Raw genomic sequence first — 24957 nt, 5'->3', positions numbered from 1 at the left:
TCCAGCGCGGCCGACCCAAACCCCAGGACCAGCACTTCGGAAAAGTCACAACCCGAACCCGCCAACCACCAGCCTAAAACACCACCCACCACAAACCCTTGACAGAGGGGTGCCGGGAGCGACGGTCCGTCACCCACCACTCAGCCGGGACATCAGGCTCTTGACGGTGAAGTCCGAGCATTACCACCACGCTGGGACGTCAGGTTCTTGATCTTGATGCTGGAAACTACCGCCGAAGAGAGCGGACGACATGGCACGTGGCGAACTGCGGATCTTTCTCGGTGCTGCTCCCGGCGTGGGCAAGACCTACACGATGCTGGAGGAGGCGCATCGGCGGGCCGAGCGCGGCACCGATGTGGTGGTCGGGCTGGTCGAGACGCACGGGCGTAAGCACACCCAGGCGATGATCGCCGACCTCGAGGTGGTGCCGCGCACCGAGATGCGGTATCGCGGGGCCGGCTTCACCGAGATGGATCTCGACGCGTTGCTGGTGCGCAAGCCTGAGCTGGCCGTGGTCGACGAACTGGCCCACACGAACGTGCCGGGGTCGCGCAACGCCAAGCGGTGGCAGGACGTCAACGAGCTGCTGGACGCCGGGATCGACGTGCTGACCACGGTCAACATCCAGCATCTGGAGTCGCTCAACGACGTGGTCGCGCAGATCACCGGGGCGCAGCAGCGCGAGACCGTGCCGGACGCGGTGGTGCGGGCGGCCGAGCAGGTCGAGCTGGTCGACATGACGCCGGAGGCGCTGCGCCGGCGGATGGCGCACGGCAACATCTATCAGCCCGAGAAGATCGATGCCGCGCTGGGCAATTATTTCCGTACGGGCAACCTGACCGCTCTGCGCGAACTGGCCCTGCTGTGGCTGGCCGACAAGGTCGAGGAGCAGCTGGACAAGTACCGGGCGGATCACCGGATCAGCGCGACCTGGGAGACCCGCGAGCGGATCGTGGTGGCCCTGACCGGTGGGCTCGAGGGCGACACGCTGATCCGCCGGGCGGCCCGGATCGCGGCCCGCGACAAGGGCGCCGACCTGATGGCCGTGCACGTCACCCGCAACGACGGTCTGGCCGGGGCGGATCCGGCTGTGCTGGCCCGGCAGCGGGTTCTGGTGGAGAGCCTGGGCGGCACCTATCACCAGGTGGTCGGGGCGGACGTGCCGCGGGCGCTGCTCGACTTCGCGGGGGCCGTCAACGCGACCCAGATCGTGCTGGGGGCGTCCAGCCGGGGCAAGATCGCGCAGCTGTTCTCGGCCGGTGTGGGCGTTACCACCACCGCCATGTCCGGCAGCATCGACGTGCATCTGGTGACCCACGAGCGGGCGGCCCAGGGGCGGCGGAGGCGCAGGTTGCCGGCCGCGCTCTCCCGGCGCCGCCGGATCGCCGGTTTCGTCGTGACGGTCCTCGGCCTGCCCGCCCTGACCGCCGTGCTCGAGGTCGGGCCGTCGCTGTCGCTGACCAACGACATCCTGCTCTTCCTGGCTCTCGTCATCGGGGTCGCCCTGGTCGGCGGACTGTGGCCGGCCCTGCTGGCCGCGGTGGCCGGGTCGCTGCTGCTGAACTGGTTCTTCACCCTGCCGTACGGGCGGCTCACCATCGCCGAGGGCGACAATCTGCTCGCGCTGGCGATCTTCGTGGTGGTGGCGGTGGCGGTGAGCTGGGTGGTCGATACCGCGGCCCGCAAGACCCGGCAGGCCGCGGCCGCCTCGGCCGATGCGCAGACCCTCGCCACGGTGGCGGGCAGCGTGCTGCGCGGTGAGCGGCCGCTGATGGCGTTGCTGGAGCGGCTGCGCGAGACGTTCACGCTCGAGTCGGTGACCCTGCTGGACAAGGGCACGGTGGTCGCGCACGTGGGGGAGGCCTGCGCCAGTCCGAAGGATGCCGACGTGGAGGTCAAGGTCGACGACAACCTGACGATGTTGTTGCGTGGTCATCCACTGGCGGCGTCGGACCGGCGGATCGTGGAGGCGTTCGCCGCGCAGGCCGCGATCGCGATGCGGCATGAAGCGTTGACCGCCGTCGCCGAAGCCGACCGGATGCGCACCGCACTGCTGGCCGCGGTCAGCCACGATCTGCGCACGCCGCTGGCCTCGGCCAAGGCGGCGGTGGCCGGGCTGCGCAGCGACGAGGTCCACTTCGACGAGGAGGACCGCCGCGAGCTGCTGGCCACCGCCGACGAGTCGCTGGACCGGTTGGTGCGGCTGGTGACCAACCTGCTCGACATGAGCCGGCTGCAGGCGGGCGCGCTCGGCGTGACCGCGGTGGACATCGGCGCCGAGGACATCGTGCCGGGCGCGCTGGACGACCTGGGCGAGGAGGGTCGCCTGGTGGTCGTCGAGATCCCGGACGATCTGCCGCCGCTGCACGCCGATCCGGGGTTGTTGCGACAGGTGCTGGTCAACCTGGTCGCCAACGCGTTGCGGTACAGCCCGCCCGGCCGGCCGCCGACGGTCACGGCCGGAGTCTCCGAGCTGCGGGTCATCGACCACGGACCGGGCATTCCCGAGGACCGGTGGGACGACGTGTTCCTGCCCTTCCAGCGGCTCGGCGACCGCGACAACCACACCGGTGTCGGCCTCGGGCTGGCCCTCTCGCGTGGTCTCACCGAGGCGATGGGTGGCACCCTGGTTCCCGAGCACACCCCGGGCGGCGGACTCACCATGGTGCTGACGCTGCCCACTTTGCCGTGACCCGGTCACACTGCCAGGATCGAGCCATGGTCTCTCGCGCTACCTATCACCACGGCGACCTGCGGTCCGCGCTCATCACGGCGGGGATCGGCCTGGCCCGGGACGGTGGTCCGCAGGCGGTGGTGCTGCGCGAGGTGACCCGCGCGGTGGGGGTGGCGCCGAACTCGGCGTACGGGCACTTCGCGACCCTGACCGCGCTCAAGAAGGCGGTGGCCGAGCAGGCCCGGGGGGACATGGCCGAAGCGATGGCGGCCGACCTCGACGCCGTGGCCGCGAACGAGCCGGACGACCCGGCGGAGGCGGCGAAGACCTATCTGATCGAGGTGGGCCGCGCCTACGTGCGGTTCGCGCTGGCCGAGCCGGGCCTGTTCCGGACCGCGATGGGTGGCGACCCGACCGGTCTCCGGGTTCCCGCCGAAAAGGACGATGACGGCCGGCTCAAGCCCAAGGTCTTCCTGCTGCGGGCGCTCACCCGGCTCAGCGAGGCCGGCTGCATGCGGCCCGGGGACACCGAGCGGGCCGTGCTGGCCAGCTGGGCGACCGTGCACGGCCTGTCGATGATGCTGCTCGACCTGCTGCCGCAGCTGAGCGACGAGCAGAAGGACGCCGCCGTCGGCGGCGTCCTCGACGTGCTGGTCGCCGGGCTCAGTTCGTGATCGTGGTGAAGATCTGACCGAGGCCGTCGGCCCGGGTGACGATCTCGTCGCCGGGCTTGAGATAGACGCCGGCGTTGCGGGCGTCGCGGACGTACACCTGCAGGGCCGAGTCCACGATGGAGTCGGCGTTGGTGCCGAAGCTGCCGGCCCACTCCAGGAAGCCGAGGAACCGCTGGCGGGTGTCCGGTGCGCGGTAGACGACGCCCTCCGGGGTGCCGGTCTGCAGGATCGTGCCGCGGGTGATGACGCCGGGCCGGTCGGTCAGGAGGGTCGGCACCCCGTCGCTGTCCCAGGTGCGATCGCCGGCGGCCAGCGTCTTCGCGATCATCGTGCGGACGTCCCAGATCAGGTTGTCCGGGTGGGCGCGCTGGCGCAGATCACCGTTGACGAACAGGTCGAGCTGCAACTTCGTGTAGTACGCCGCCCAGTCGGCCGGGATGACGAACAGGTCGCCGGTACTCAGGAAACCGGGCTGGCTCTTGGCGTTGGTGAACCCGGCCCCGCCGGTCAGGTTGTCCGGCTCGATCTGGCTGACCAGCAGCTCGCGGTCGGTCCAGTCGTTGGAGAGGACCAGACCCAGATGTTCCGGTACGCCCGTTGCCGCGCTGATGTCGTTCAGGGCGACGATGCCCAGCTCCACCTCGTAGTCGAGCAGCCCGGCGCCGACCGGAAGCGGGCTGTGCGAGTTCGTCGGCTCGGCGATCTTGGGGAAGACGAACGGTTCCTCGATCGTCGCCTCGGCCTGGTGCTCCTTGTAGTTGGTGCCGATGCCGACGTGGTGCGAGTGCGTGTCCAGCGAGGTCAGGGTGTCGGCGGCGGCCACCGTGACGCGCTTCCGGCCGGGGTCGGTCGCGATCGCCCGGATGGCCTCGTACCCGAGCTTGTCGAAGGCGGCGATGGGCTCGGTGAAGTCGCCTCCAAGATCAACCCCACTGATCAGACCTTTCCCGTACGCGGTGACAGCCAGCACCCTCGGGCCGTCGCCCCGGTCGACGCGGGCGAAGGTCAGCGCCGTGGCCGGGTCGGCGATGGTGACGTGGCCGGTGGCGGCGGGGTCGAGCTTCTCGGCGTAGACGAGCGGGAACTCGGCCGGGAGGGCGCGGGCGACGCCGTACGAGCCCAGGCCCGCTGCGGTCAGGGTGGCGGCGACGATGCCGGTGACTACGAGAGTCTTCATGACGGTTCTCCTGATTCGTAGTTGCTGCCGGGGTGGCGAGCAGAAACGTACGAACGGGAACCGGAACGGGGCATCACCCCGCGGGTGCGGGTGGGCCGTACCGGCGTACGGGCTGCGTCAGGACGAACCGGGTTTGACGACACCGGTGTCATAGGCGAGCAGTACGGCATGGACCCGGTCGCGCAGATGCAGCTTGGTCAGGATCCGGCTGACGTGGGTCTTCGCGGTCTGCTCGGCCATGAACAGGTCCTGGCCGATCTCGGCGTTCGAGCGTCCGGTGGCGATCAGCCGGAACACCTCCCGCTCGCGCTCGGTGAGGCTGTTGAGGACGGTGACCGGTTTCAGGCCGGCCGGGCGGCTGCCGACGAAGTTCTCGATGAGCCGGCGGGTGATCTGCGGGGCGATCAGCGAGTCGCCCCGGGCCACGACCTGCACGGCGTTGGCGAGCTGTGGGGCGTCGGCGTCCTTGAGCAGGAAGCCGCTCGCGCCCGCCTCCAGGGCGGCATACACGTAGTCGTCGATGTCGAAAGTGGTCAGCATGATGACCCGGGGGACGGGTGCCGGACCGGTGGCGCGGGTCAGCTCGCGGGTGGCGTCGATCCCGTTCATCTTGGGCATCCGGACGTCCATCAGGACGACGTCGGGGTGCAGGAAACGGCTGCGCGACAACGCCTCGGCGCCGTCGCCGGCCTCGCCGACCACGGTGATGTCGTCCTCGGCGCCGAGCACGGCGGCCAGGCCCACGCGGTACATGGGCTGGTCGTCGACGATGAGCACACGGATGGTCATGGCTGCTCCGATGGGGCGGGGATGGTTGCCTCGACGAGATAGCCGCCGTCTGTCGTGGGCTCGGTCGTGAGGCGGCCGCCGAGCAGCATGACCCGCTCCCGCATGCCGCGCAGCCCCTGACCACCACGGTCCGGGCTGGGCGTGGCCGTCGCGGGGGCTTCATTCCGTACGGAAACATGGTTCGCCTTGATGATCACCTCGGTGGCGGCGGCCGGCGCGTGGCGGACGACGTTGCTGAGCGCCTCCTGCACGATGCGGTAGATCGTGAGCTGGACCAGCGGGCTCGCCTCGTTCGCGACGGGGTCGACCGCCAGCCGGATCGGGATGCCGGCCCGGGAGGTGGCGGCGATCAGCTCGTCGAGGTCGCCGAGGCCCGGCTGCGGCTGCCGGTCAGCGTCGTCGGAACGCAGGACGCCCAGAAGCTGGCGCATCTCGTCGAGCGCCGTGCGGGCACCCCGGGCGATGTCCCGGAACTCGCCGTCGATGGTGGCCGGATCCGCGCCCCGCAAACGGATCGGGGCCGACATCGCCTGCATGTGGATCAGCGACATGCTGTGCGCGACCACGTCGTGCAACTCGCGCGCGATGCGGGCCCGCTCCTCGACGAGCTCTTTGCCGCGCCGCGCGGCGGCCAGCTCGGCCCGGATCCGGCGCCGCTGGCCGAGGGCGATCGCCGCCACCAGCACCGTGGCCGTGTAACCGGCGTAGATCGACAGGTTCGTGCCCCACTGGTCGGGATTCTGGTATCGGGCCGGGTTGGCCACGATCAGCCCGATCAGCACGACGACGCTCGACCACCAGGTGACCACCGGGGTGGGCCAGCGCTCACGCAGACCCAGCAGCAGGATCAGGGCGCCGAGCGACAGCATCGCGGGGATCGGGAGCGGCCAGGGCTCGTCGTCGGCGTGCCGGGTGGCCAGCACCAGCGCGACGACCGAGGCCAGATGCACGACGACCGCGGGCCTCGGCCGGAAGATCGCGAGCACAAGCGAGCCGCACTGCACGGTGGTGATGGTGAAGGCGGTGACCAGATTCAGTTCGTACAGGGAAATGATGACCGGAACCGAGACGGTGTAGAGGCACGTGAGGAAAAGCGCCATCACGCACCAGGCCCAGAACGGGAGCGCGCGCATCACCACTGGGCTGCTCCTGATCTGTGTCGGGAGCAGCAATCCTAACACTGTACAGATTGATTTCGATGATCTCTCTGGCCGTGACCGCCACGGCTGTCCGACGCTTTCGGAGGATCGCCAGGTCACCCTTGGGCCACTACATTGGCCCGAGGGTGAGGGGAGATCATGTGAACCTCGGCGTGCTTCGGAAGGTGCTGGCCAAGGCCCTGCCCGAGTTCCTGGCACTGGTCCCGAAAGAGACTCAACCCCTGTTCCTCCGACGGCTGAGCCGGCTGCTGGTCGAGGCTGACGACGTCGACGTCGACGAGCGGTTGCCCGGTCTCTTCGACCACGACGACGAGGCGGTGGCGCAGGCCCGGCTGGTGCTGGATGACCTGGTGCGCACGGTGCGGCCGCCGGTCCTGGCCGATCGGCAGGCTCCCGTCCACGGAGCCCGTTACGTCAACACCTGCTTCACGCGCGAAGCCGGCAGCCCCGCGTTGCCGGCGACCCTGTGCCCCGGGGCCGGGGGCGCGTACTTCCTTCGCGTGGACGTCGGCCCCTGGTCCGACGACAGCATCGTGGAGAATCCCCGGCCGTTTCCAGTCGAGGAACTCGGGCCGACCCGGGTCGGCTATTGGCTGATGGTGGCCGCGACCAGCCAGGACTACGCACTGGACAGCACCGAGCGGCCGATCTTCCTCCCGGCCGAGGGGCGAGCCTGGACGTGTGACTGTGACCCTGGCACCTTCCGGCACCGCTGCCGGGCCGACGATCGTTCGCCCTATCTCGTGATTCCCGTCGTTGCGCCGGCCGAGGCCGGGCGCGCCGACCTCCGCCTGACGGTCACGTATCGCGGCAGCCTGGTGCAGAGCCAGGCGATCACTACCGATGTCCGGCCGCGGGAGGTGCCGGGATTCGGTGCGCACGCCCGGATCGACTACTCGTTGGGCGGACTTCTGAATCGGCTCACCACGCTGCCCGGGCGGGGAGTGAACGTCGTCGGCGATCAAGCCATGGACGGGTCGCATGTGCTCACCATCGGCGGCCTCGGCCCGGAGCGCTTCTCGATCCGGTTGACCGAGGGGCAGGTGGACGCGGCGTCCCGGGTCGCCTGGCTGGCCCTGCGGAGGGTGAAGGAGAACCCGGGAGATGGGCTGGGGGCGGATCTCGCCCGACTTGCCGTGGAAGGCTACCGCTTGTGGAATCTCCTGTTCGGAGGCCGGTTCCCGAAGCGACGGGACGACATCCAGCGGTTGCTCCGGGAACCGGCCACGATCCAGGTCGGCCGCACCTCCGGCAGTGCGATGGCGTTTCCCTGGGCGCTGGTCTACGACATCAAACTGCTGAGTGACGAGAAGGACCATCGCCCGTGCAAGATCGTCGAGAGCATGCCGTCCCCCGCTCCGCCCCGATGCCCGTACGAGGCCGAGCATCGCTACAACGTGCTGTGCCCGTACGGCTTCTGGGGTATGCGGCACCTGGTGGAGCAGCCGCCGTCGCTGGAAAGCGATCGAAGCCTGCCGACACGGATCTGGGGTGCACGCCCGTCGCCGATGGTGGTCGGTGTCGGATCCCGGATGGACGACGAATTGCTGGCCCTCCATCTGGCCCGGCTCCAGGCACTGCACCCGGCGATCGGCGCACGTTCCTACGCGGGGCTGGCCGGCCTGATGGACGCGCTGGCCCAGCCTGACCTTCCCCTGGTGTATCTCTACTGCCACGGTCGGCGCCAAGCTCTGCCCGGAGCTCTGGAACCGTTGCCATATCTGGAGTTCGAGGGCAAGAAGCTGACCCCGTCCGATCTGACCGTGCTGCACGACGACGTGTGGCCGAAGGACCATTGGGCCGACACGTCGCCACTCGTCTTCATCAACAGTTGCAGCTCGGTGGAGATCACCCCGAATTCCCTGGCCCACTTCGTCGACGCGTTCTGCGGCATCTACGCCGGCGGTGTGATCGGCGTCGAGACGGTGGTCGAGCAGGAACTGGCCGGGCGGGTGGCGGAGACGTTCTGGTCGTCGTTCGGGGCCGGGCGTACGGTCGGCGAGTCGCTGCGGGCGGTCAGGCTCCAACTGCTCGGCGAGGGCGACCTGTTCGGACTCGCCTACACCGCCTACTGCTCGACGGACCTGCGGCTCGGGTAGGCCGGCCCGCCGGTCAGCCCGCGTCGCCGAGCAGGATGTAGGCACCCCAGACGGAGGGCTGGTCCTTGCCCGGGAGCCGCCGCAGGTCGAGCACGGCGTGCCGCAGCGCCGCCGCCTTGGACTGACCGGCCAGCAGATTCGTGTAGAAGAAGCCGAGCAGTGTCCGCGTCGTCTCGGCCCCGACCGGCCAGAGCGTCAGGAGGGCGCATCGCGCTCCCGCGTACAGCAGGGCGTGACCCAGACCGGCGGCGTCGACCGTGTCGTCCGGCCCGCTGAGCCCGCTCTCGCAGGCCGCGAGGACCACGAGGTCGGCGTCGATCCGCATACGCATGATCTCGCGGGCGGTGAGGAGACCGTCCGCCAGGTGAATTCCCGAGCCCAGCGGATCGTGCTGATGGAACACCCCGTGTCCCGACAGGTGGAGGACGCGCCACGTCCCCGCGATCCGGCTGCGCGTCGCTCTGGTCCCCCATTGCGGGTCGACTCCCAGTTGGGCGGCCACGTCCACGGTGGTGCCCTCGATCTCGACAGCCGCGTCCCGGCCGTCCGGCGACGCGTATCCCAGCACCAGTGACGGCTGGTCCGCTCCGGCTCGGGGACGATCGAGCAAGCGGCGGAGCACCGCGGCCGACGGGGCGTAGGCCACCGGTGCCCGGTCGAGAAGGGTGCCCCCGTCCGGACCGAGGGCGTGCAGCGGTATCTGGTTCAGTTGCCGGTGCGGCAGCAGGTAGAGCAGCTCCGAACCGTCAGCGATGGCGGGCTCCAGGTCTCCGATCAGCGCCACGTACGGCAGATGGCGCATGTCGGTTCGGACGATCTTCTTGCCGCCGTCCTCGGCCGGCAGATAGAGAATCGCCGGCGCTGGTTCGCCGTGCGCACGCCGTATGCCGTCGAACACATCGTCCGGCAGTCTCATCCGCCGTACGGCGATCGGCTCGGCCATCCCGCGACCGTGGATCAGCGTCGCCGCGATCGATTGGCCGTGATAGAACGCGAGCAGTCCGATGTGGCCGCGACTCACGATCGCGTCGAGGTCGTTCGGCGACGAGTTGTCCTCCGGAGCGGGCAGCTCCTCGGCATCAAGCTGAGCCAGCAGGTCCCGAGCCTTGCTCTGCTCGACGCGGCGCCATGCCTTGGCGGCCTGCCCGGTCCGCAGATAGCAGGTGATCAACTGGTCCAGAACGGCAGCGCCGGGTCCGTGCGCGGACTCCTGCCCCGCGCTCACAGTCCGCTGGAGGCGATCCGCTTCCTCGGCGTCGAGAAGGGCCGGCGACAGGTCGTCGGTCTCGGACGCGGTGATGCTCCGTTGCAGAAGACTCATGACCAGCTGGGGCGTTTCACCGATCTCCCGGAAGACCTCGATCGCCTCGGTGAACCGGACGAGGGCCGTCGCGGTGTCCTCCCGTACGAGGGCGGCCGCGCCAAGGCCGAGAAGCGCATTGCCGACGCCGCTTCGATAGTCGTTGCGCCGGGAGATCTCCAGAGCCTCGGCGAGGTGACCCTCGCCCACCTCGCCGTAGGCATCCATCTGCGCCAGCGTCAGGAGAGTGAGGACGACACCGTTCAGTTGCCCGGTCCGCCGTTCGGCGAGCAGGGCCCGCTCGGTCAGCTCGCGCGCCTCCTCCCGATGGCCGCGCAGGAACTCGACGTGGCCGAGATTCGCGTACGCTCCGGCCAGTTGGTCGTCCCCGCCGAGGTCCTCCTGGATGCGGATGCTTTCCCGGTAGTCGTCGTAAGCGGTTTCGACGTCGTGCTGCTTCATGCTCAAGTTCCCGCGGCTCTGCAGCAGAGATGCCTCGTGGCGGCGTTGCCCGGACGAGCGGGCCAGGCGCAGGCCGTCGTCGATGACTGTCTGGGCCTTCGACCAGTCGCCGCTGTCGATCAGGGCGAGGGCGAGCGAGTTGAGCACATCCAGCTCGTTACTCGGCTCGGACCGGTCGGTGGTCGGGATCAGGGCGGCCGCCTGCTCCAGCGCATCGACCGCCTCCGCCACGCGTCCGCGGACGCGGGCCGCCGATCCCAGGTTCCGCAGGTGGGCGATCTTGAGCGATGGGTCCTCGGTGACCTCGGCACCTTCCTTGGCGTAGTCGTAGGCCAGCTCGAGCCGGCCGAGATTACGCGCGGTCGGGCTGAGATCGTGCAGCAGCAGCGATCGCAGTTCGGGATCCGAGGTGACGGAGAGTGCCTCCTGCCCGAGGGTGAGGGCGGTCGCCAGATCGCCACTGTCGTGGGCGGCTCGTATCGCTCGATCGGCGGCGAAGTAGCTCTGTCGTTCTGGAGTCAGGTGCTCCGTCGAGAGCCCGTCCAGCTCCTCGCGACTCCGGCGCGCGTCGCCCAGCCGGAGGTCCCAGAGCGCGATCCTGGCCCGCATGGCGTCGAGCAGTCGCGGTGACGAGAAAGTCACTGATTGGACGGTCCGGGCGATGTCCGCCGCGTCGTCGGTGTCGACGTTGTCGAGGGCGAACTGCATGGATGCCCGGGCGCGGCGGATGTCGCCCGACTTCTCGTAGACAAGCGCCAACCGGCGAGCGACGGTTCCGGCCGAACTTGGTTTCCCCGCCCGCTCGAAGTAGTCGCGAGCGCTCTCCAGGGCCTCCTGCTCCCCGGTCAGGTCGCCGCGTGCCTCGGCGAGCTCAGCTTTCACTTCTTCGATCATTGCTGTCGCCAGGGCATCGCCGCCGGCCAGGCGGGTTGCCTCGGCCAGCCGTTCCGCGGCCCGGGCGTGGTCGCCGGCCTCCCCGTCGAGCTTGGCCCGTCCGAGCAGGATGTACAGCCGTACGGACGGATCGCCGGAGCGCTCGGCGAATTCGTCGGCCTTGTCGAGATCCGCCAGCGCGGCTTCGCGGTTCTGCGAGGAGAGGGCAGCGGGCTCGGTGACCTCCAGGTCGAGACGCAGGATGGCGGCGTTGCGATAGCCGAGCGCCGCTTTGTCCCACTTCCCGGCCGCGGCGAACTGCTCGGCGGCGCTCCGGAAGCTGGCCACCGCCTGATCGAAGTCCCGGGACTCGAGGTGCAGTCCGGCGATCCGGCCGTCGACCGCGGCGACGCCGTCCAGGTCGTCGAGCGCCTGGAACTCCTGCTTCGCGGCGGCCATGGACGACAGGGCACCGTCCCGGTCGCCGGCGGCCTGCCGAGCCAGGGCGAAGCTGTAGAGCGCGTGGGCCGCGCGCGGCAGTTCTCCGGAGCGGCGGAACAGGGCGGCGGTCGGCTCCTCGAGGGCGCGGGCCTCCTCCGTCATCCCGCCGCCCATCATCGACCGCCAGACGACGACATAGCTGTCCTCGGCCATCGAGGCCGATGCGGCCAGGTCGGCCGCGGCGTGGGCATTGCGGACGGCGGTCGCGGCGTCGTGCTGAGCGACGGCCAGCATCGCGCGCGAGACGTGGCCGTGGTGCGCCTGGCCCCGATTGCCGGCCGCCGTCCAGAGCGCGATGGCACGATCCATGCGCCGGGCCGACTCCTCCGGCGCGGCGCTGGGGGCCGACAGCATCAGCAACTCCGGCTGGAGGGTGTCCGGCCCGGATCCCGCGGACTTGTGGAGGGCCTCGTTCGCACGGAGCGCCTCGTCGAAGTAGGCGAGCGCCGACTCCTCATCGCCCCGCTTCGTGCACACCACCGCCATGTCGCGCAGCTGGTAGATCTCCGAGGCCCTCTCGCCCATGTGGCGGTAGAGGTTCCGGGCGCGCTCGTAGGCGTCGAAGGCCGCCGGCCAGTCCTCGGCCGACTCCGTGATCCCGCCGATCATCGACCAGGCCTGAGCTGCGCCCGTCCGCGCGTCACGGTCGTTCATCCCGGCCAGCTCGGCGGTGGCGCGTCGCAGGAACCGCAGGGCCAGCGACGGATGCTCGTCCTTCAACCCGCGGGCCGCGCTGACCAGATAGCGCTGGCGGGCGTGGGAGGCGACGCCCGGATCGATCAGATGAAGACGCAGGCCGATCAGCCACTCGGCCAGGTCGTCGTCGACGAGCGGGACCAGCCCGACCGCGAGCTCGGCGAGTTTGTCGGCGGCTCCGGGTTCCAGACCTTCCAGGATGATCTCCGGAGGCGGACGGCGGGACGGGTCGTCCAGACCGTCGGCCAGGCGGCGGGCACCGGCGGCGATGCCACGGTTGCCCACCTCGATCTGACGGAGTGCCTCGGCCAGATCGTCCAGGTCCCGGGTCGACGCGAACCGGCGGAAGAGGGCTCGTACGAGAGTCAGGACTGTCCCGTCGCGGGCGACTGACATCTCGTCGAGTCCGGCCACCGCCTCGCGGGCGTACTGCACGATGCGATGCAGGTCGCGGTCGCCGTCCTCGTCGGACTGCCCGTCCATCATGAGCTCGGCCATCAGGCCCTGGGCCGCGGCGGCGTACGACTCGTCGTCGAGCAGCCCGGCCGCCAAGGTCAGGGCCTCCTTCAGCGCGTCGGCGTCGAAAGACGTCCGCACGGCCAGCATCAGGGCGGCGGCCAGTGCGTACCTCCCCTTGGCCCGGAAGCGATCGGTGTCGGCGGCGCCGGCTGCCGCCCGCGCGGCGGTGACCGCCTCACCCGCGGACGCGGCGTCGCGGGTGAACTGGGCGACCAGGAGCGCGGCGTTGGCCACGTTGGCCACGTTGGCCATCAGATTGGCGTGCTCGGAGTGTCCGGCCGGGGCCAGAGCCACCGCTGCACGGGTGGCCACGAGCAGTGCGGCCGAGCTCTCCGCCGACTGGTCGCCCAGAAAGTCGGCGTGGGCGCGGTCGGCGGCGGCGCGCGCCCGGTTCAACGGATCGTCGATGTGCTTGTGCGCGGTCTCCAGCTGGCGGCGAACGTGCTCTGCCATGGCCGGTTCCACGGGATCCGGTCGTACCGCCTGGTAGGACTCGATGGCCGCGCTCAGCTGGGACGATTCCCCGCTCAGGCTGAACAGCTCGAACAGGGAGTCGGCGCAATGCAGGACGAGCCGCGGATCGGTCGACCGGCCCCGCAACAGTCGGGCGGCGGTGGCCAGCGCCTCCGCGGCGGAGGGCTCCAGGCCGGCTCGCCAGCGCCGGCGGAGCAGTTCCACCAGGACGACGGCCTCCTGAGGCCAGGTCGGCCGGTCCTGCGTCCAGGCGAGACGAAAGTAGAGGCCGTGCAGCGTGCGAAGGTCGGCGGTGTCGTTGACGGCCGATCGGGCCGCGGCGGCCAGGCCCGGTCCGTAGCGGTCCGGGTCGAGGAGCGCAGCCGCGAACCACGCCGCGACGGCCGACTCGCCCAGGGCGGGATCACGGCCGGCGCCGAACTGCTCGGACAGCTCCTGCGCGGCGATGGCATGCCGCCCCGCCTCGCTGTCGTCCGCCTCCTCCGTGCCGGCGGGGGTCGTACGACGGAGGTCGTACAGATCGGCGGCCCACTGGATCAGGTTCTCCGATTCCGGCCCGGCCGCCGTGACGGCCTCCCGCAGCAGGTCGATCGCGCGATCGAGGTCGTGGCGCTCGTGCCGCCGGCGGTAACGCAGGTGATGGAGACGCGCGGCGTCGGCCAGTGCGTCGGCGCGGTCGGCGTTCCCGGCGTCGGCACCGACCGGCGCCAAGGCGGCCAGAGCCCGGGTGAAGTCGGACTCGTCGTTGTTCCGGTCGTACCTCAGGGCCAGCGCTCGATAGAGCGACCATCGGGGGTAGGCGCCCGCTGATGCGCCGTCGGTGTCGACGGCGGACTGGCCGAACCGGACGGCGTCGTCGACGGTCACCGACGGATCGGACGCCACGACGAAGGCGACGGCCAGTTCGGCGCAGAGCGCCCACGCGTGCGAACGGAGCCGGTCGCCGGCGGCGGAACTCGTGGCGGCGGCCCGGGCATGCGTCAACGCCGTACGGCCGTCGGCCGGACTGTGGCCGGCCCGGAAGGCCAGGTGGAGAGTGCCCGCCAGTTCGATCAGCAGCCGTGGACGGTCGTCGTCCCCGAGATCGGGCCGGGCCAGCACCGTCTCGTAGTGCCGGATCGCCGTTCGCAGATCGTCGTCGCCGGTCCCGCTCTCCCGCCGGTCGAATCGATCACGCAGCATCTGGGCGAGACCGATGCAGAACTCCACAGCGTCGTGCGGGTCGGTAGGGGTCTCGGTGGCGCGAGCGGCGGCTTCGATTGCCCGGTCGAGATGATGGGAGTCGTCGGTCAGATCGAACAGCGCCCGGGACGGGAGCGCCACCATGCGGTACAGAACCTCGGACGTGTCGGACTGCTCATCCGCCGACATCGACGCCACCGTCATGCCGACCTGGTAGGCCGCCTCGAGGTCGGCGGTACTGCGGTTGAGGCTCCCGCGCAGGCGCAGCATCTCGCCGAGCTCGAGGGCCGACTGGATCGAATGCGCCCCGGCCTGGGACGCCGGCGAGTTCCACAACGCGAGCCCGGCCTCGACGGCAGCGTCCAGATCAGCCGGGTCCTCGGTCACCCGGAGGCGTTCGCGACGCGTCAGCTGCACCTGGAGCAGGATGGCCGGCTGCAGCTCATGATCGAGGTGGACCACCGCTGCCAGCAGGGTGAGCGCCCGGTCCAGGGCTGTCCGATCCTGATCCCGCCGGCCGACGGCGGTCCACAGGCGGGCGGCGTTGAGATGGCGGAGGACGCGCGCCGCATCGTCCTCTGCCGAGCCCTTGGCCGCCTTCTCGGCCACGCGGGCCGTCTCCCGCACATCGGAGTCGTCGCCGAAGAGTTCCAGATTGAGGGCCAGTGCGGTGGCCAACTGGGACAGCGCGACGGCGGCCTGCCCGGTGCCGGCCGCCTCGGCGACCGCCCGGCGGGCTTCGGTCACGGCCGCGGTGACGTCCTCTCGGCTTCGATCATGGCGGGCCCGGTGCTGCAGCTGGAAGCTGATGCTGATCCGGATCTGGACCCGGGCCGTCGCATCGAGGCGGTCATCGTCAACATGGCGGCGCATGACGTCGAGCGCTGCGGCGTGGTCGGGTGGCTCGATACCGGCCTGGATTCGCGTGGTGCAGGCGTTGAGCAGGTGGACCAGCCCTTCACGGAACTTCTTCGTGTCCCGGAGTGTGCCGACCGCGCGCGTGTACCGGGCGATCGCCTCATCCAGGTCGGCTGCGGCGCCGGTGCGTTCGAACAGGGCGGCCTGGACGCCACCGACGGAGAGCTCGATCTTGGCGGCGGATTCGGGATCCGGGGCGACCCGCATCGCCCGGTCGTACAGAGCGATCGCTTCGCGGGCGTCGCTTCGCGGGCCGCCGGCTCGATACCGCATGAAATAGCCCATGGCGCGGATCTGGAGGACGAGCTCGTCGTCCGTCTCGCCGGCGATGGCGGAGATCGAGGCGGTGAACTGCTCGTCCGTCAGGATGCGCCGGGTCACCTCGTTGCGGAGGAGCTGGGCCTCGATGACCGGACGCCACTGACTGTCATCGCCACTGGAGCCCAGGGCCTGCCGTAGCCGGTCGGTCGATTCGTCGAGATCAGCAATGCGGCCGTGCTCGTCGAACCTTGCCTGCAGCGCCTCGGCCACCAGTGCCTGGTGCAGAACCGCGTCGTCGGGACTGTCAACCGGCAGGTTGTCGAGGTGCTGGCGCCCGGCGAGGACGCGATCGAGGTCAGCCGTGTCATGGCGGAGCCGCCAGCGCATCAGGTAACAGTTCTCGGCCGCACGTTCCACGGCGCCGAGCTCCGGGAAAGGGGAGGCGCGGCCCAGTTCGACGACCGTATCCCAGGCGCGGATCGCCGCGTCCAGATGATCGGGATCGGTGGTCCGGCCGTACGCGGCCATCTGCCCCCATCCGACCGCCATCTGCTCTCGTGCGAGCATCCGAATCGGATCTTGGTCGAGCCCGTCGTCGGTCATCCACCGGCTCCCTCCGCCACTCAGCCGTGGACGTACCCATCGTCCGGCCCGGCTAGCCGGAACACCCAGATCCATACAGCCGGTTGAGTGACCTGAACCGTGGATGGCGAGCGACCTTCGTCCTGTGCGAACATTCGCGAAGATCGACACCCGATGATGCCGACGCGTCCAGGTGCTGGTCACGCCGGACCGAATACCGATGGACGGGGATCGGCGTCGGTTCGTATCCTCGGCACTGTCGTTGTGAGGTCATCGTGAGTGCGGGAGGAGCAGTCATGCCCACCCGCCGATTCGACCTGATCCTCGTGTCTGGTGTGCCCGGCTCCGGCCGCGCCACCGGGGCTGGACGTTCCCGACCGCTGTTCTGATCGCGGCCGGGCGGGCGCTGTCGTCGTCCACACCACAGCCGAAAGATCGAGATCATGCGCGTACGCAATATCGGCATCCTCGCCCACGTCGATGCCGGAAAGACCACCCTGACCGAACGCATCCTGTTCAGCACCGGCGCCACCTACAAGCGCGGTGAGGTGCACGACGGCACGACGGTCACCGACTTCGACCCGCAGGAGCGCGAACGTGGCATCACCATCTTCGCCGCCGCGGTCAGCTGCGACTGGGCCGGCCACCGGCTGAACCTGATCGACACCCCGGGCCACGTCGACTTCGCCGACGAGGTGGAACGGTCGCTGCGCGTGCTCGACGGCGCGGTCGCGGTCTTCGACGCTGTCGCCGGGGTGCAGCCGCAGTCGGAATCGGTGTGGCGGCAGGCCGACCGGTACGCCGTGCCCCGGATCGCCTTCGTCAACAAGCTCGACCGGGCCGGGGCCGACTTCGCCGCGGCGGTCGCCTCCATCCGCGACCGGCTGGAGGCCACGCCCCTGGTCGTGCAGGTGCCGATCGGCCACATCGGCGTGGTCGATCTGGTCGGCATGCGCCGGCTCACCTGGCCCGACGGCGTTCTGCACGAGGAACCGGCGGACGATCCGGCCACCCGGCAGGCCCGGCGGGAGCTGGAGGAACAGGTGGCCGAGCGGCATGCCGGGGCACTGGAGGAGCTGGGCGCGATGTCTGATGACACCCTGCGCGCGGCGCTGCGCGAACTGACCCGGGCCGGGGACGCGGTCGTGGTGCTGTGCGGGTCGGCCTACCGCAACGTCGGCGTCGAACCGCTGCTCGACGCCGTGGTCGACTACCTGCCGGCTCCGGCGGGCCGGCCGGACGCGTCCCTGGCGGCGCTGGTGTTCAAGCGGGCCGGGCGACTGGCGTACGTGCGGGTCTACGACGGCGTGATCGCCAAGGGGGACACGGTGTGGGACGCGGGCGCGGGCCGGGCCGAACGGGTGGCCCGGGTGCTGCGGGTTCAGGCCGACCGGCACGAGGACATCGACCGGGCCGTGGCCGGTGACATCGTCGCGGTGGCCGGGCTGAAACAGGCCCGGGCCGGCACGACGCTGTCGGCCCGCGACCATCCGGTGCTGCTGGAGGCGGCCGTCACGGCGCCGCCGCTGGTGTCGGTCGCCGTCGAAGCGCGGACCCGGGCCGACGCGCAACGCCTGCTGCCGGCCCTGACCGCGCTGGTCGACGAGGACCCTTCGCTGGCCGTACGGACGGACTCCGAGACCGGGCAGATCCTGCTCTCCGGGCTCGGCGAACTGCATCTGGAGGTGACGGTGACGCGGCTGCAGCAGGCAACCGGTCTGCGGGTGACCGTGGGCCGGCCGCAGGTCGCGCTGCGGGAAGCGGTCGTGCGGGGCGTGACCGGGGTGCTCTACCGGCACGTCAAGCAGGACGGCGGCCCCGGTCAGTTCGCCCACGTCACGCTCGACGTCCAACCGGTCGAGGGCACCGGCTTCTCGTTCGCGTCCACCGTGACCGGTGGGCGGGTACCGGGCGAGTACGTCCGGGCGGTCGAAGCCGGTTGCCGGGACGCCCTCGTGGCCGGACCGCTCGCCGGGCATCCGGTGGTGGGCCTCGCGGTCACCCTGACCGACGGCGCGACCCACCCGAAGGACTCGTCCGAGGTGGCGTTCCGGGCGGCGGGCCGGTTCGGGTTGCGGGCGGCGCTGGCCGGATGCGAGCTGAGCGTGCTCGAGCCGGTCGCCGAGGTCACGGTGGCCGCACCGGCCGAGGCTCTGGGCGCCGTGCTCGGTGACCTGTCCGCCCGCCGCGGTCAGGTCACCGGCTCGACCGGGCGGGCGGTGACCGCGGTGGTGCCGCTGGCCGAGCTGTTCGGCTATGCGACCCAGTTGCGCAGCCGTACGCACGGCCGCGGAACCTTCACCACCCGGCCCGCCGGCTACCGTCGAGCGGCCTGACCGAACGCGGCGCCGGAGCCCCCGTGCTCCGGCGCCGTGCGGGCGGCCTACAGGAACTCGCTGCGGTACGTCGAGGCCAGTTCGCCCGCGAGCCGGCGCCGCTCGGCCTGCTCGTCGGGGGAGAGCTGCGGCGGCGGCGCGTCCCAGCCGTCGACGGCGTCGCCGATCCGGGCGAAGTACTCGTCCTGGCCGGCCGGGGTGCACATACAGAGCATGCGGGCCGGGGCGCCGGAGACGTTGCGGAAGTGGTGCGGCGCGTTGGCCGGGATGTTGACCGTCGAGCCCGCCCGTACGATGTGCTGCGCGCCGCGGAAGGTGAACTCGATCTCGCCCTCGAGAATCGTGAACATCTCCTCGAAGTCGTGCCGGTGCGGGGGCGGGCCACCGCCGTCGGGCACCCGCATGTCGATCAGGCAGTACTGGCCGTTGGTCTGCTCGCCGGTGATCAGCATGGCGTAGGTGTTGCCGACCAGCGAGATGAAGGTCGTACCCGGGTCGTCGGGGTTGGCCACGGTGAGCGAGCGGTTCGGGTCGTCAGCGGGAATCATCGGTGCGCTCTCCAGTCGCTCAGATCGTGATGACGGTCTTGCCGTGCAGGTGCCCGGCGGCGGCCTGCGCATGCACGGTGGGCAGCTCGGCCAGCGGGAACCGCTGCGCGACGTCGATCCGCAGGTCGCCGGCGTCGACCAACTCGGCCAGGTGCCCGAGCTGGGCCGCGTCGCTACGGACATAAAGATCGATTCCCCGTACGCCGCGTTGCTCGTCACTCGGGGCGGGCATCCACACCGTGGTGTTGACGAGCACGCCGCCGTCCCCGATCAGGTCGAGGAGCCCGGCCAGCTCGGCCGGCTCGATCGGCGCGAGGTTGAGCACCACGTCGACCTTCTCTGTCAGCTCGATGCTGCCGGGGCCGGTCTTGGCGATGACGTGGGCGCCGGCGCTCCCGGCCAGCTGAACCGCGTAGCCGCCGACCGCCCCGGCCGCGCCGTTGATCAGCACGCGCTGACCGGCGGTCAGCTTGGCGTGCTCGAACAGCGCCTGCCACGCGGTCAGACCCACGGCGGGCAGCGCCGCCGCATCGGCCAGCGGCACGGTGGTGGGTGCCGGCGCGAGGATCTCGGCCGGGGCCACGACGTACTCCGCGGACGCGCCGTCCCCGGTCATCGGCAGGAACCCGATCACCCGATCGCCGGCCGCGATACCGGTCACGCCCGCGCCGACCTCGGCGACCGTGCCCGACACGTCGATGCCCGGCGTGTGCGGCAGCGTGACCGGGATCGGCCCCTGCATGAACCCGGCCCGGATGTTGCCGTCGACACCGTTGAACGAGGTGCCCGCAACCCGGATCAGCACCTGACCGGCACCGGCCACGGGCCGCTCGACGTCTTCGTGAATCAGAACGGCCGGTTCCCCGTACGAGTGGAAACGCACTGCCTTCATGTCAAGCTCCCTGTCGTGAGTTGCTTCGAACTCGAAGCACCTCGAACACTAATCTGCTTCGAACTCGAAGCAAGTGATGAGCGGTGTGAGCCGCCTTACAGGGGCGTGGTCAGTAACGTGACCGGGGTGGCAGAGGAAGACGAACGGGCCGCGCGGCTACTGGATGCGCAGGCCAAGGCGGTCGAACTGTTCGGCGAGATCGAGCGCCGGGGCCTGATCGCGGCCGGGCGGGGCGAGCGGGCCGTCAGCGACACGATCCGGGAACTGGCCAACGAGATGTTCGGGGTGCGGAAGTTCTGGCACAAGCGGATCGTCCGGGCCGGCCCGAACACGCTGCACCCCTACCGGGTCAACCCGCCGGACCGGCTGATCGCCGAGGACGACATCGTGTTCTGCGACTTCGGTCCGATCTTCGCCGACTGGGAGGCCGACTTCGGCCGTACGTTCGTGATCGGCGACGACCCGGTCAAGCACCGGCTGCGCGACGATCTGCCCCGGATCTGGGACGGCGGTCGGCGCTGTTTCGAGCAGCGACCCGGCATCACCGGCGAGCAGCTGTGCGCCGAGGTGCGCCGGCTGATCGCCGAGGCGGGCTGGGAACACGGGGCGCCGTACGCGGGACACCTGGTCGGCGAGTTCCCGCACGAGCGCATCAACGGCGACGACATCGAGTTCTACATCGCGCCGGGCAGCGACCAGCCGATGCGCCGCCCCGACCGGGCCGGGCGCCGGTGCCACTGGATTCTCGAGATCCACGTGATCGACCGCGCCCGCGGTTTCGGCGGCTTCCACGAGGAACTGCTGGACCTCGGCCACGCCCCGGCCTGACGTCAGCGGTGGAGGCCGCTCAGGGCGTCGAGCACGTCGGCGTAGCGGCCCTCGGCCTCGGCGTTGCGCAGCCACTTGACCCGTTCGACGAGGATCTGCGGTGCGTCCGGGCGGCTGGCCAGCAGGCTCATCACCTCGTCCAGGAACTCGTCCAGCGGCATCGCCGTCGGGTCGTTCTCCTGGTTCATCAGGGTGGTCCGCACGCCGGGCGGGGCCAGTTCGACGACCCGCACCGACGTCCCCCGCAGCTGGACGCGCAGGCTCTCGCTGAAGGAGTGGATCGCCGCCTTCGTCGCGTTGTACGTGGGCGTCGCCGGCAGAGGCACGTAGGCCAGCCCGGACGTCACCGTCATCACGGTGGCTCGCGGACGCTGCAGCAGGGCGGGCAGGAAAGCCGCGATCAGCCGGATCGGGCCGAGCAGGTTGGTGGTCACCGTGTCCTCGGCGGTGGCCAGGAAGGACGGGTCGCGCAGATCCTCGGTCAGCATGATGCCGGCCATCGTGATCAGCGTGTCGAGCTGCGGGTGCCGCTCGAGAACCTCGGCGGCGGCGGCCGTGATCGAGGCCGGGTCGCAGGTGTCGATGCGGACGGTGTCGAGGCCGGGGTGCTCGGCGCGGATCCGGTACAGCAACTCGGTGCGGCGGCCGCCGACGATGACCGTGCTTCCGGCCTCTCGCAGGCGCAGGGCCAGGCCTAAGCCGATGCCCGAGGTGGCACCGGGGATGAAGACGCTCAGCATGCGAGCACCGCCCGCAGCACCGTGGTGCCGGGCTCGGTGACGGCCCGCATCGCCTCGCCGGTCTCGTCCAGTCCGAAGTGGTGCGACACCACTGCGGCCGGGCGCACGTGCCCGTCGCGGACCAGCTCGACGGCCCGTGGGTAGGTGCCCGACCCGCCGCGTGAGCCGAAGACGGTCAGTTCCCGGCCGAGCACATCGGCGGCGGCGAAGTCGGCCGGTGCCCGCCCGACCACGGCGATGGCCGAGCCGGGCGTGGCCAGCCGGCTCGCCAGAGCGACGCCGCCGGCCGTGGCCGAGGTCTCGACGACCAGCACCGGACCGTCCGCGGGGTCGCCGGCCGGGGCGTCGTTGCTGTCCCGCACGTCGAGGCCGGCCGCCCGGCCCGCTTCCCGGCGGTGGCCGAGGGGTTCGAACACCAGGGTCTCCCATCCGTACGAGTTCAGGGTCTGCGCCGCGATGATGCCGAGCGGGCCGCCGCCGACGACCCGGGCCACCGGTTTCGCGGTCCACGGGCCGAGCCGTTCCAGCACGTGCAGGGCGACCGCGATCGGCTCGAGCACCGTGGCGTCGACGTCGGTCACGGTGCCGGGCAGCGGCACCAGGTTGCGGGCCGGCACCACGATCCGCGACGCCATCGTGCCGTCGCAGGTCATGCCCAGGTAGCCGCCGGCCAGGCACAGCTGGGGCCGGCTCTGGGTGCAGTAGACGCAGGCGCCGCAGGCGATCGTGGGGTCGATGGTGACCCGCTCGCCGATCGCGGCCGGGCTGTCGGTGCCGGGGCCGAGCGCGTCGACCACCCCGGCCGCGTCGTGCCCGAGGACGATCGGCAGGGCGGCGGGCCGTCCCGCGTACGCGTGCACATCGGTGCCGCACACCCCGCAGGCGGTGAGCCGGATCAGCGCCTCACCCGGACCCGGCGACGGGACCGCGTCGTCGGTCAGGGTGATCACCCCGGCCGCGGTCAGCCGGGCGACCCGGCCGCCGGCCCGCACCCCGGCGCTCATCCGGCAGCCGCCGGCACCGGGTAAGCGTTGCCCAGTGCCCGGTTCTCCCGGATCGCGGCCGGGCTGTTGATCGAGTGGCTCTGCACGTACTCGGCCACACCGGCCTCGCCGAACTCGCGGCCGTGCCCGCTGTGCCGCCGTCCACCGAAGGAGGCCCGCAACGACGTACCGGCCCGGTTGTGGCAGTTGATGAAGGTGAACCCGGCGTCCAGCCGGCGCGCCACCGCGACCGCCCGCTGCTCGTCGGCCGACCACACCGACGACGCCAGAGCCTGATCGACGCCGTTGGCCCGGGCCACCGCCTCGTCCACGCTGTCGTAGGTGAGCAGCGGCACGGTCGGCCCGAACTGCTCGTCGGCGACCAGCGGGTGGCGGTCGTCGAGGCCGAGCACCAGGGTCGGGCGCACCCAGTAGCCGTCGTCGCTGCTCGGCTCGTAGACGCCCAACTCGTGCACGGTGGCGCCGGCGTCACGGGCCGACTGCACCAGGCCGGTGAGCCGCTGCTGGTGCTCGCGGGAGATGACCGGGCCCATCGTCGACCGCGGGTCGAGCGGGTCGCCCACGCGCAGCACCCGGCGGGCCGCCTCCAGGTAGGCCTCGACGAACTCGTCGCGCCGCGCGGCCGGGACCAGCAGCCGCTTGATCGCCATGCACACCTGGCCGCTGGTCAGGAACGAGCCGAACACCGCCCGCTGCAGCGTCGCGACGTCCAGGTCGGCGTCCGGCAGGAAGATCGCCGCGTCGTTGCCGCCCAGCTCCATCACGGTCGGCCGCACGTGCTCGGCCGCGGTGGCCGCGATGTGCCGGGCGGTGGCCAGGCCGCCGGTGAAGCTGACCTTGGCCACCCGCGGGTCGCCGACCAGGGCCTGCCCGACGTCGGCGCCGCCGTTGACCACGTTCAGCACGCCGTCGGGCAGCCGCCGGGCGACCTGGGACAGGAAGTCGGTGACAGCCAGTGGGGCCAGCGGGGATCCCTTGACCACCATGGTGTTGCCGGTCATCAGGCCGGGCACCACCTTGAGCGCGGCCAGGATGACCGGGGCGTTCCACGGGGTGATGGCGGCGATGACGCCGTACGGGTCGGCCGTGGTGATCAGCGTGCCCTCGTCGTCGTGCAGCACCCGGTCGGCGCACAGGCGCTCGGCCACCGGGCCGTCGTACCGGGCCAGCGCCAGCGCGAAGCCGAGCTCGCCCTGCACGTCGCCGATCACCTTGCCCAGCTCGCGGCTCAGCAGCGGCCCGCGCTCGCCGTTGGCCGTCGACGTCTCGACGATGGCCTCGGTGACCCGGGCGACCCGCTCGGCCACCGGAACCCGAGCCCAGCCGGCGAACGCCGCGGCCGCCGCGCCGACCGCCTCTCCGGTGAGGGCGGCGTCGGCCGTCCGGACCGTGCCGACCTGCTCGGAAGGGTCGGCCGGATTCTCCCGGGCGATCTCGCCGGTGCCCCGGACCGGCTGCCCGTTGATCCACAGAGGAAGGTTCACGACGTGCCTTTCAGACGACCGGCCAGGTCGTCGTTGATCTCGTCGGCGACGCGGCGGACCGCGCTGATGATGTCCTGCCGGCGGGTGTCGAACAGTCGGTACAGCGGCCCGGCCACGGCCAGCGCCGCGACCATCTCGCCGCCGTCGAAGATGGCCGCCGAGCAGCCCCAGATGCCCTCCTCGACCTGCCCGAAGCTCTCGGCCCAGCCCTGCGCGGCGACCGCGCGCAGCTCGGCCTCGTCGGGCAGGCCGGCGATCTCGCCGGTGGTGCCGCGCACCGCCCGGTAGTAGGCCTGGCGCTGGGCCGGCGGCATGGTGGCCAGCAGCAGCCGGGCCGCCGCGCCCTGGTGCAGCGACATCAGCGCGCCACGCTCGAACCGCAGCCGCACCGCCTGATGCGATTCGGCGATGTCGACCGCGACCACCGAGTGGCCGATCCGCTTGACGATGAGGGCGGTCTCGCCGGTCTCGCGGGCCAGCTGGTCGAGGTAGGGCCGGGCGATCGCAGCGACCCCGCCGGCCGCGGCCCGGGCGGCCCGGGCCAGCCCGACCGCACGCATCGAGACCTGGTATCGGCCCCGCTCGGCCTCCTCGAGGATGCCGAACTCGCGCAGCAGCCCGACGTAGCGGTAGACCGTGCTGACCGGGGCGCCCAGATAGGCCGCGAGGTCGTTGACCGACTGCGTGTGGTTCTCCTCGGTGAACGAGAACAGCAGGCTCAGCAGCTTGCGCGAGCTCTCGTTCCCGGAGCCGCTGCGGGCCGTCTCCTCGGACTTCTGCATGT

Annotated in this window: 15 protein-coding genes; 5 read left to right on the top strand and 10 right to left on the bottom strand. The window is 71.1% G+C overall.

Annotated elements, in window-relative coordinates; genetic code table 11:
* Positions 1-250: 250 nt before the first annotated feature.
* Together KOI35_RS32200 and KOI35_RS32195 are read left to right on the top strand one after the other, a co-directional pair.
* Positions 251-2692, top strand: coding sequence for a sensor histidine kinase (locus KOI35_RS32200; RefSeq protein WP_215792427.1), 2442 nt, complete (start codon positions 251-253; stop codon positions 2690-2692).
* A 26-nt stretch (positions 2693-2718) separates the two neighbouring features.
* Positions 2719-3348 (top strand): TetR/AcrR family transcriptional regulator, encoded by a 630-nt coding sequence (locus tag KOI35_RS32195; protein ID WP_215792426.1) that lies wholly within the window; start codon positions 2719-2721, stop codon positions 3346-3348.
* On the opposite strand, the gene KOI35_RS32190 is transcribed toward KOI35_RS32195, so the two are convergent.
* The 3 genes from KOI35_RS32190 to KOI35_RS32180 all read right to left on the bottom strand — a co-directional run bounded on the left by KOI35_RS32190 (position 3338) and on the right by KOI35_RS32180 (position 6447).
* Entirely contained in the window at positions 3338-4525 is a 1188-nt protein-coding gene (locus KOI35_RS32190) for a fumarylacetoacetate hydrolase family protein (RefSeq protein ID WP_215792425.1), read from the bottom strand. The genes KOI35_RS32195 and KOI35_RS32190 overlap by 11 nt on opposite strands.
* Before the next feature lie 117 nt (positions 4526-4642).
* Positions 4643-5314: a response regulator gene (locus KOI35_RS32185; protein WP_215792424.1), complete on the bottom strand. Its 672-nt coding sequence runs from the start codon at positions 5312-5314 to the stop codon at positions 4643-4645.
* Positions 5311-6447: a sensor histidine kinase gene (locus KOI35_RS32180; RefSeq protein ID WP_246614143.1), complete on the bottom strand. Its 1137-nt coding sequence runs from the start codon at positions 6445-6447 to the stop codon at positions 5311-5313. Before KOI35_RS32180 ends, KOI35_RS32185 begins: the two co-directional genes overlap by 4 nt.
* 167 nt (positions 6448-6614) lie before the next feature.
* Here KOI35_RS32180 and KOI35_RS32175 point away from each other — a divergent pair, with 167 nt between their 5' ends.
* Complete coding sequence (locus tag KOI35_RS32175; protein ID WP_215792422.1) at positions 6615-8573, top strand: hypothetical protein; 1959 nt, start codon at positions 6615-6617, stop codon at positions 8571-8573.
* Positions 8574-8586: 13 nt separating this feature from the next.
* Here the strand turns inward: KOI35_RS32175 and KOI35_RS32170 are convergent, their stop codons facing one another.
* Positions 8587-16362 (bottom strand): CHAT domain-containing tetratricopeptide repeat protein, encoded by a 7776-nt coding sequence (locus KOI35_RS32170; protein WP_215792421.1) that lies wholly within the window; start codon positions 16360-16362, stop codon positions 8587-8589.
* Between the two features lie 413 nt (positions 16363-16775).
* Here KOI35_RS32170 and fusA point away from each other — a divergent pair, with 413 nt between their 5' ends.
* Positions 16776-18677, top strand: a complete 1902-nt coding sequence (fusA, locus tag KOI35_RS32165) for an elongation factor G (RefSeq protein ID WP_308121241.1) — start codon at positions 16776-16778, stop codon at positions 18675-18677.
* 47 nt (positions 18678-18724) lie between these two features.
* On the opposite strand, the gene KOI35_RS32160 is transcribed toward fusA, so the two are convergent.
* Both KOI35_RS32160 and KOI35_RS32155 read right to left on the bottom strand, forming a co-directional pair.
* Positions 18725-19225 carry a cupin domain-containing protein gene (locus tag KOI35_RS32160; protein WP_215792419.1) on the bottom strand — a complete coding sequence of 167 codons (501 nt, stop codon included), beginning with the start codon at positions 19223-19225 and terminating at the stop codon, positions 18725-18727.
* Between the two features lie 19 nt (positions 19226-19244).
* Positions 19245-20117, bottom strand: a complete 873-nt coding sequence (locus KOI35_RS32155; protein WP_215792418.1) for an NADP-dependent oxidoreductase — start codon at positions 20115-20117, stop codon at positions 19245-19247.
* 126 nt (positions 20118-20243) lie between these two features.
* On the opposite strand from KOI35_RS32155, the gene KOI35_RS32150 reads away from it, so the two are divergent.
* Positions 20244-20945, top strand: a complete 702-nt coding sequence (locus tag KOI35_RS32150; protein ID WP_308121240.1) for a M24 family metallopeptidase — start codon at positions 20244-20246, stop codon at positions 20943-20945.
* Between the two features lie 2 nt (positions 20946-20947).
* Here the strand turns inward: KOI35_RS32150 and KOI35_RS32145 are convergent, their stop codons facing one another.
* From KOI35_RS32145 to KOI35_RS32130, 4 genes are read right to left on the bottom strand one after another with little or no spacing between them, the layout of a single operon-like run.
* The gene (locus KOI35_RS32145; protein ID WP_215792416.1) at positions 20948-21685 is read right to left on the bottom strand and encodes an SDR family oxidoreductase; all 738 of its coding nucleotides are present in this window, start codon (positions 21683-21685) and stop codon (positions 20948-20950) included.
* Positions 21679-22689, bottom strand: a complete 1011-nt coding sequence (locus KOI35_RS32140; protein WP_215792415.1) for a zinc-dependent alcohol dehydrogenase — start codon at positions 22687-22689, stop codon at positions 21679-21681. Before KOI35_RS32140 ends, KOI35_RS32145 begins: the two co-directional genes overlap by 7 nt.
* Positions 22686-24173, bottom strand: coding sequence for an aldehyde dehydrogenase family protein (locus KOI35_RS32135; RefSeq protein WP_308121239.1), 1488 nt, complete (start codon positions 24171-24173; stop codon positions 22686-22688). Before KOI35_RS32135 ends, KOI35_RS32140 begins: the two co-directional genes overlap by 4 nt.
* Positions 24170-24955 (bottom strand): IclR family transcriptional regulator, encoded by a 786-nt coding sequence (locus tag KOI35_RS32130; protein WP_215792414.1) that lies wholly within the window; start codon positions 24953-24955, stop codon positions 24170-24172. Before KOI35_RS32130 ends, KOI35_RS32135 begins: the two co-directional genes overlap by 4 nt.
* Positions 24956-24957: the final 2 nt, after the last annotated feature.

The organism is Paractinoplanes bogorensis, assembly GCF_018829635.1.
Lineage (GTDB): Bacteria > Actinomycetota > Actinomycetes > Mycobacteriales > Micromonosporaceae > Actinoplanes > Actinoplanes bogorensis.
This window is presented reverse-complemented; position numbering and strand designations above follow the sequence as displayed.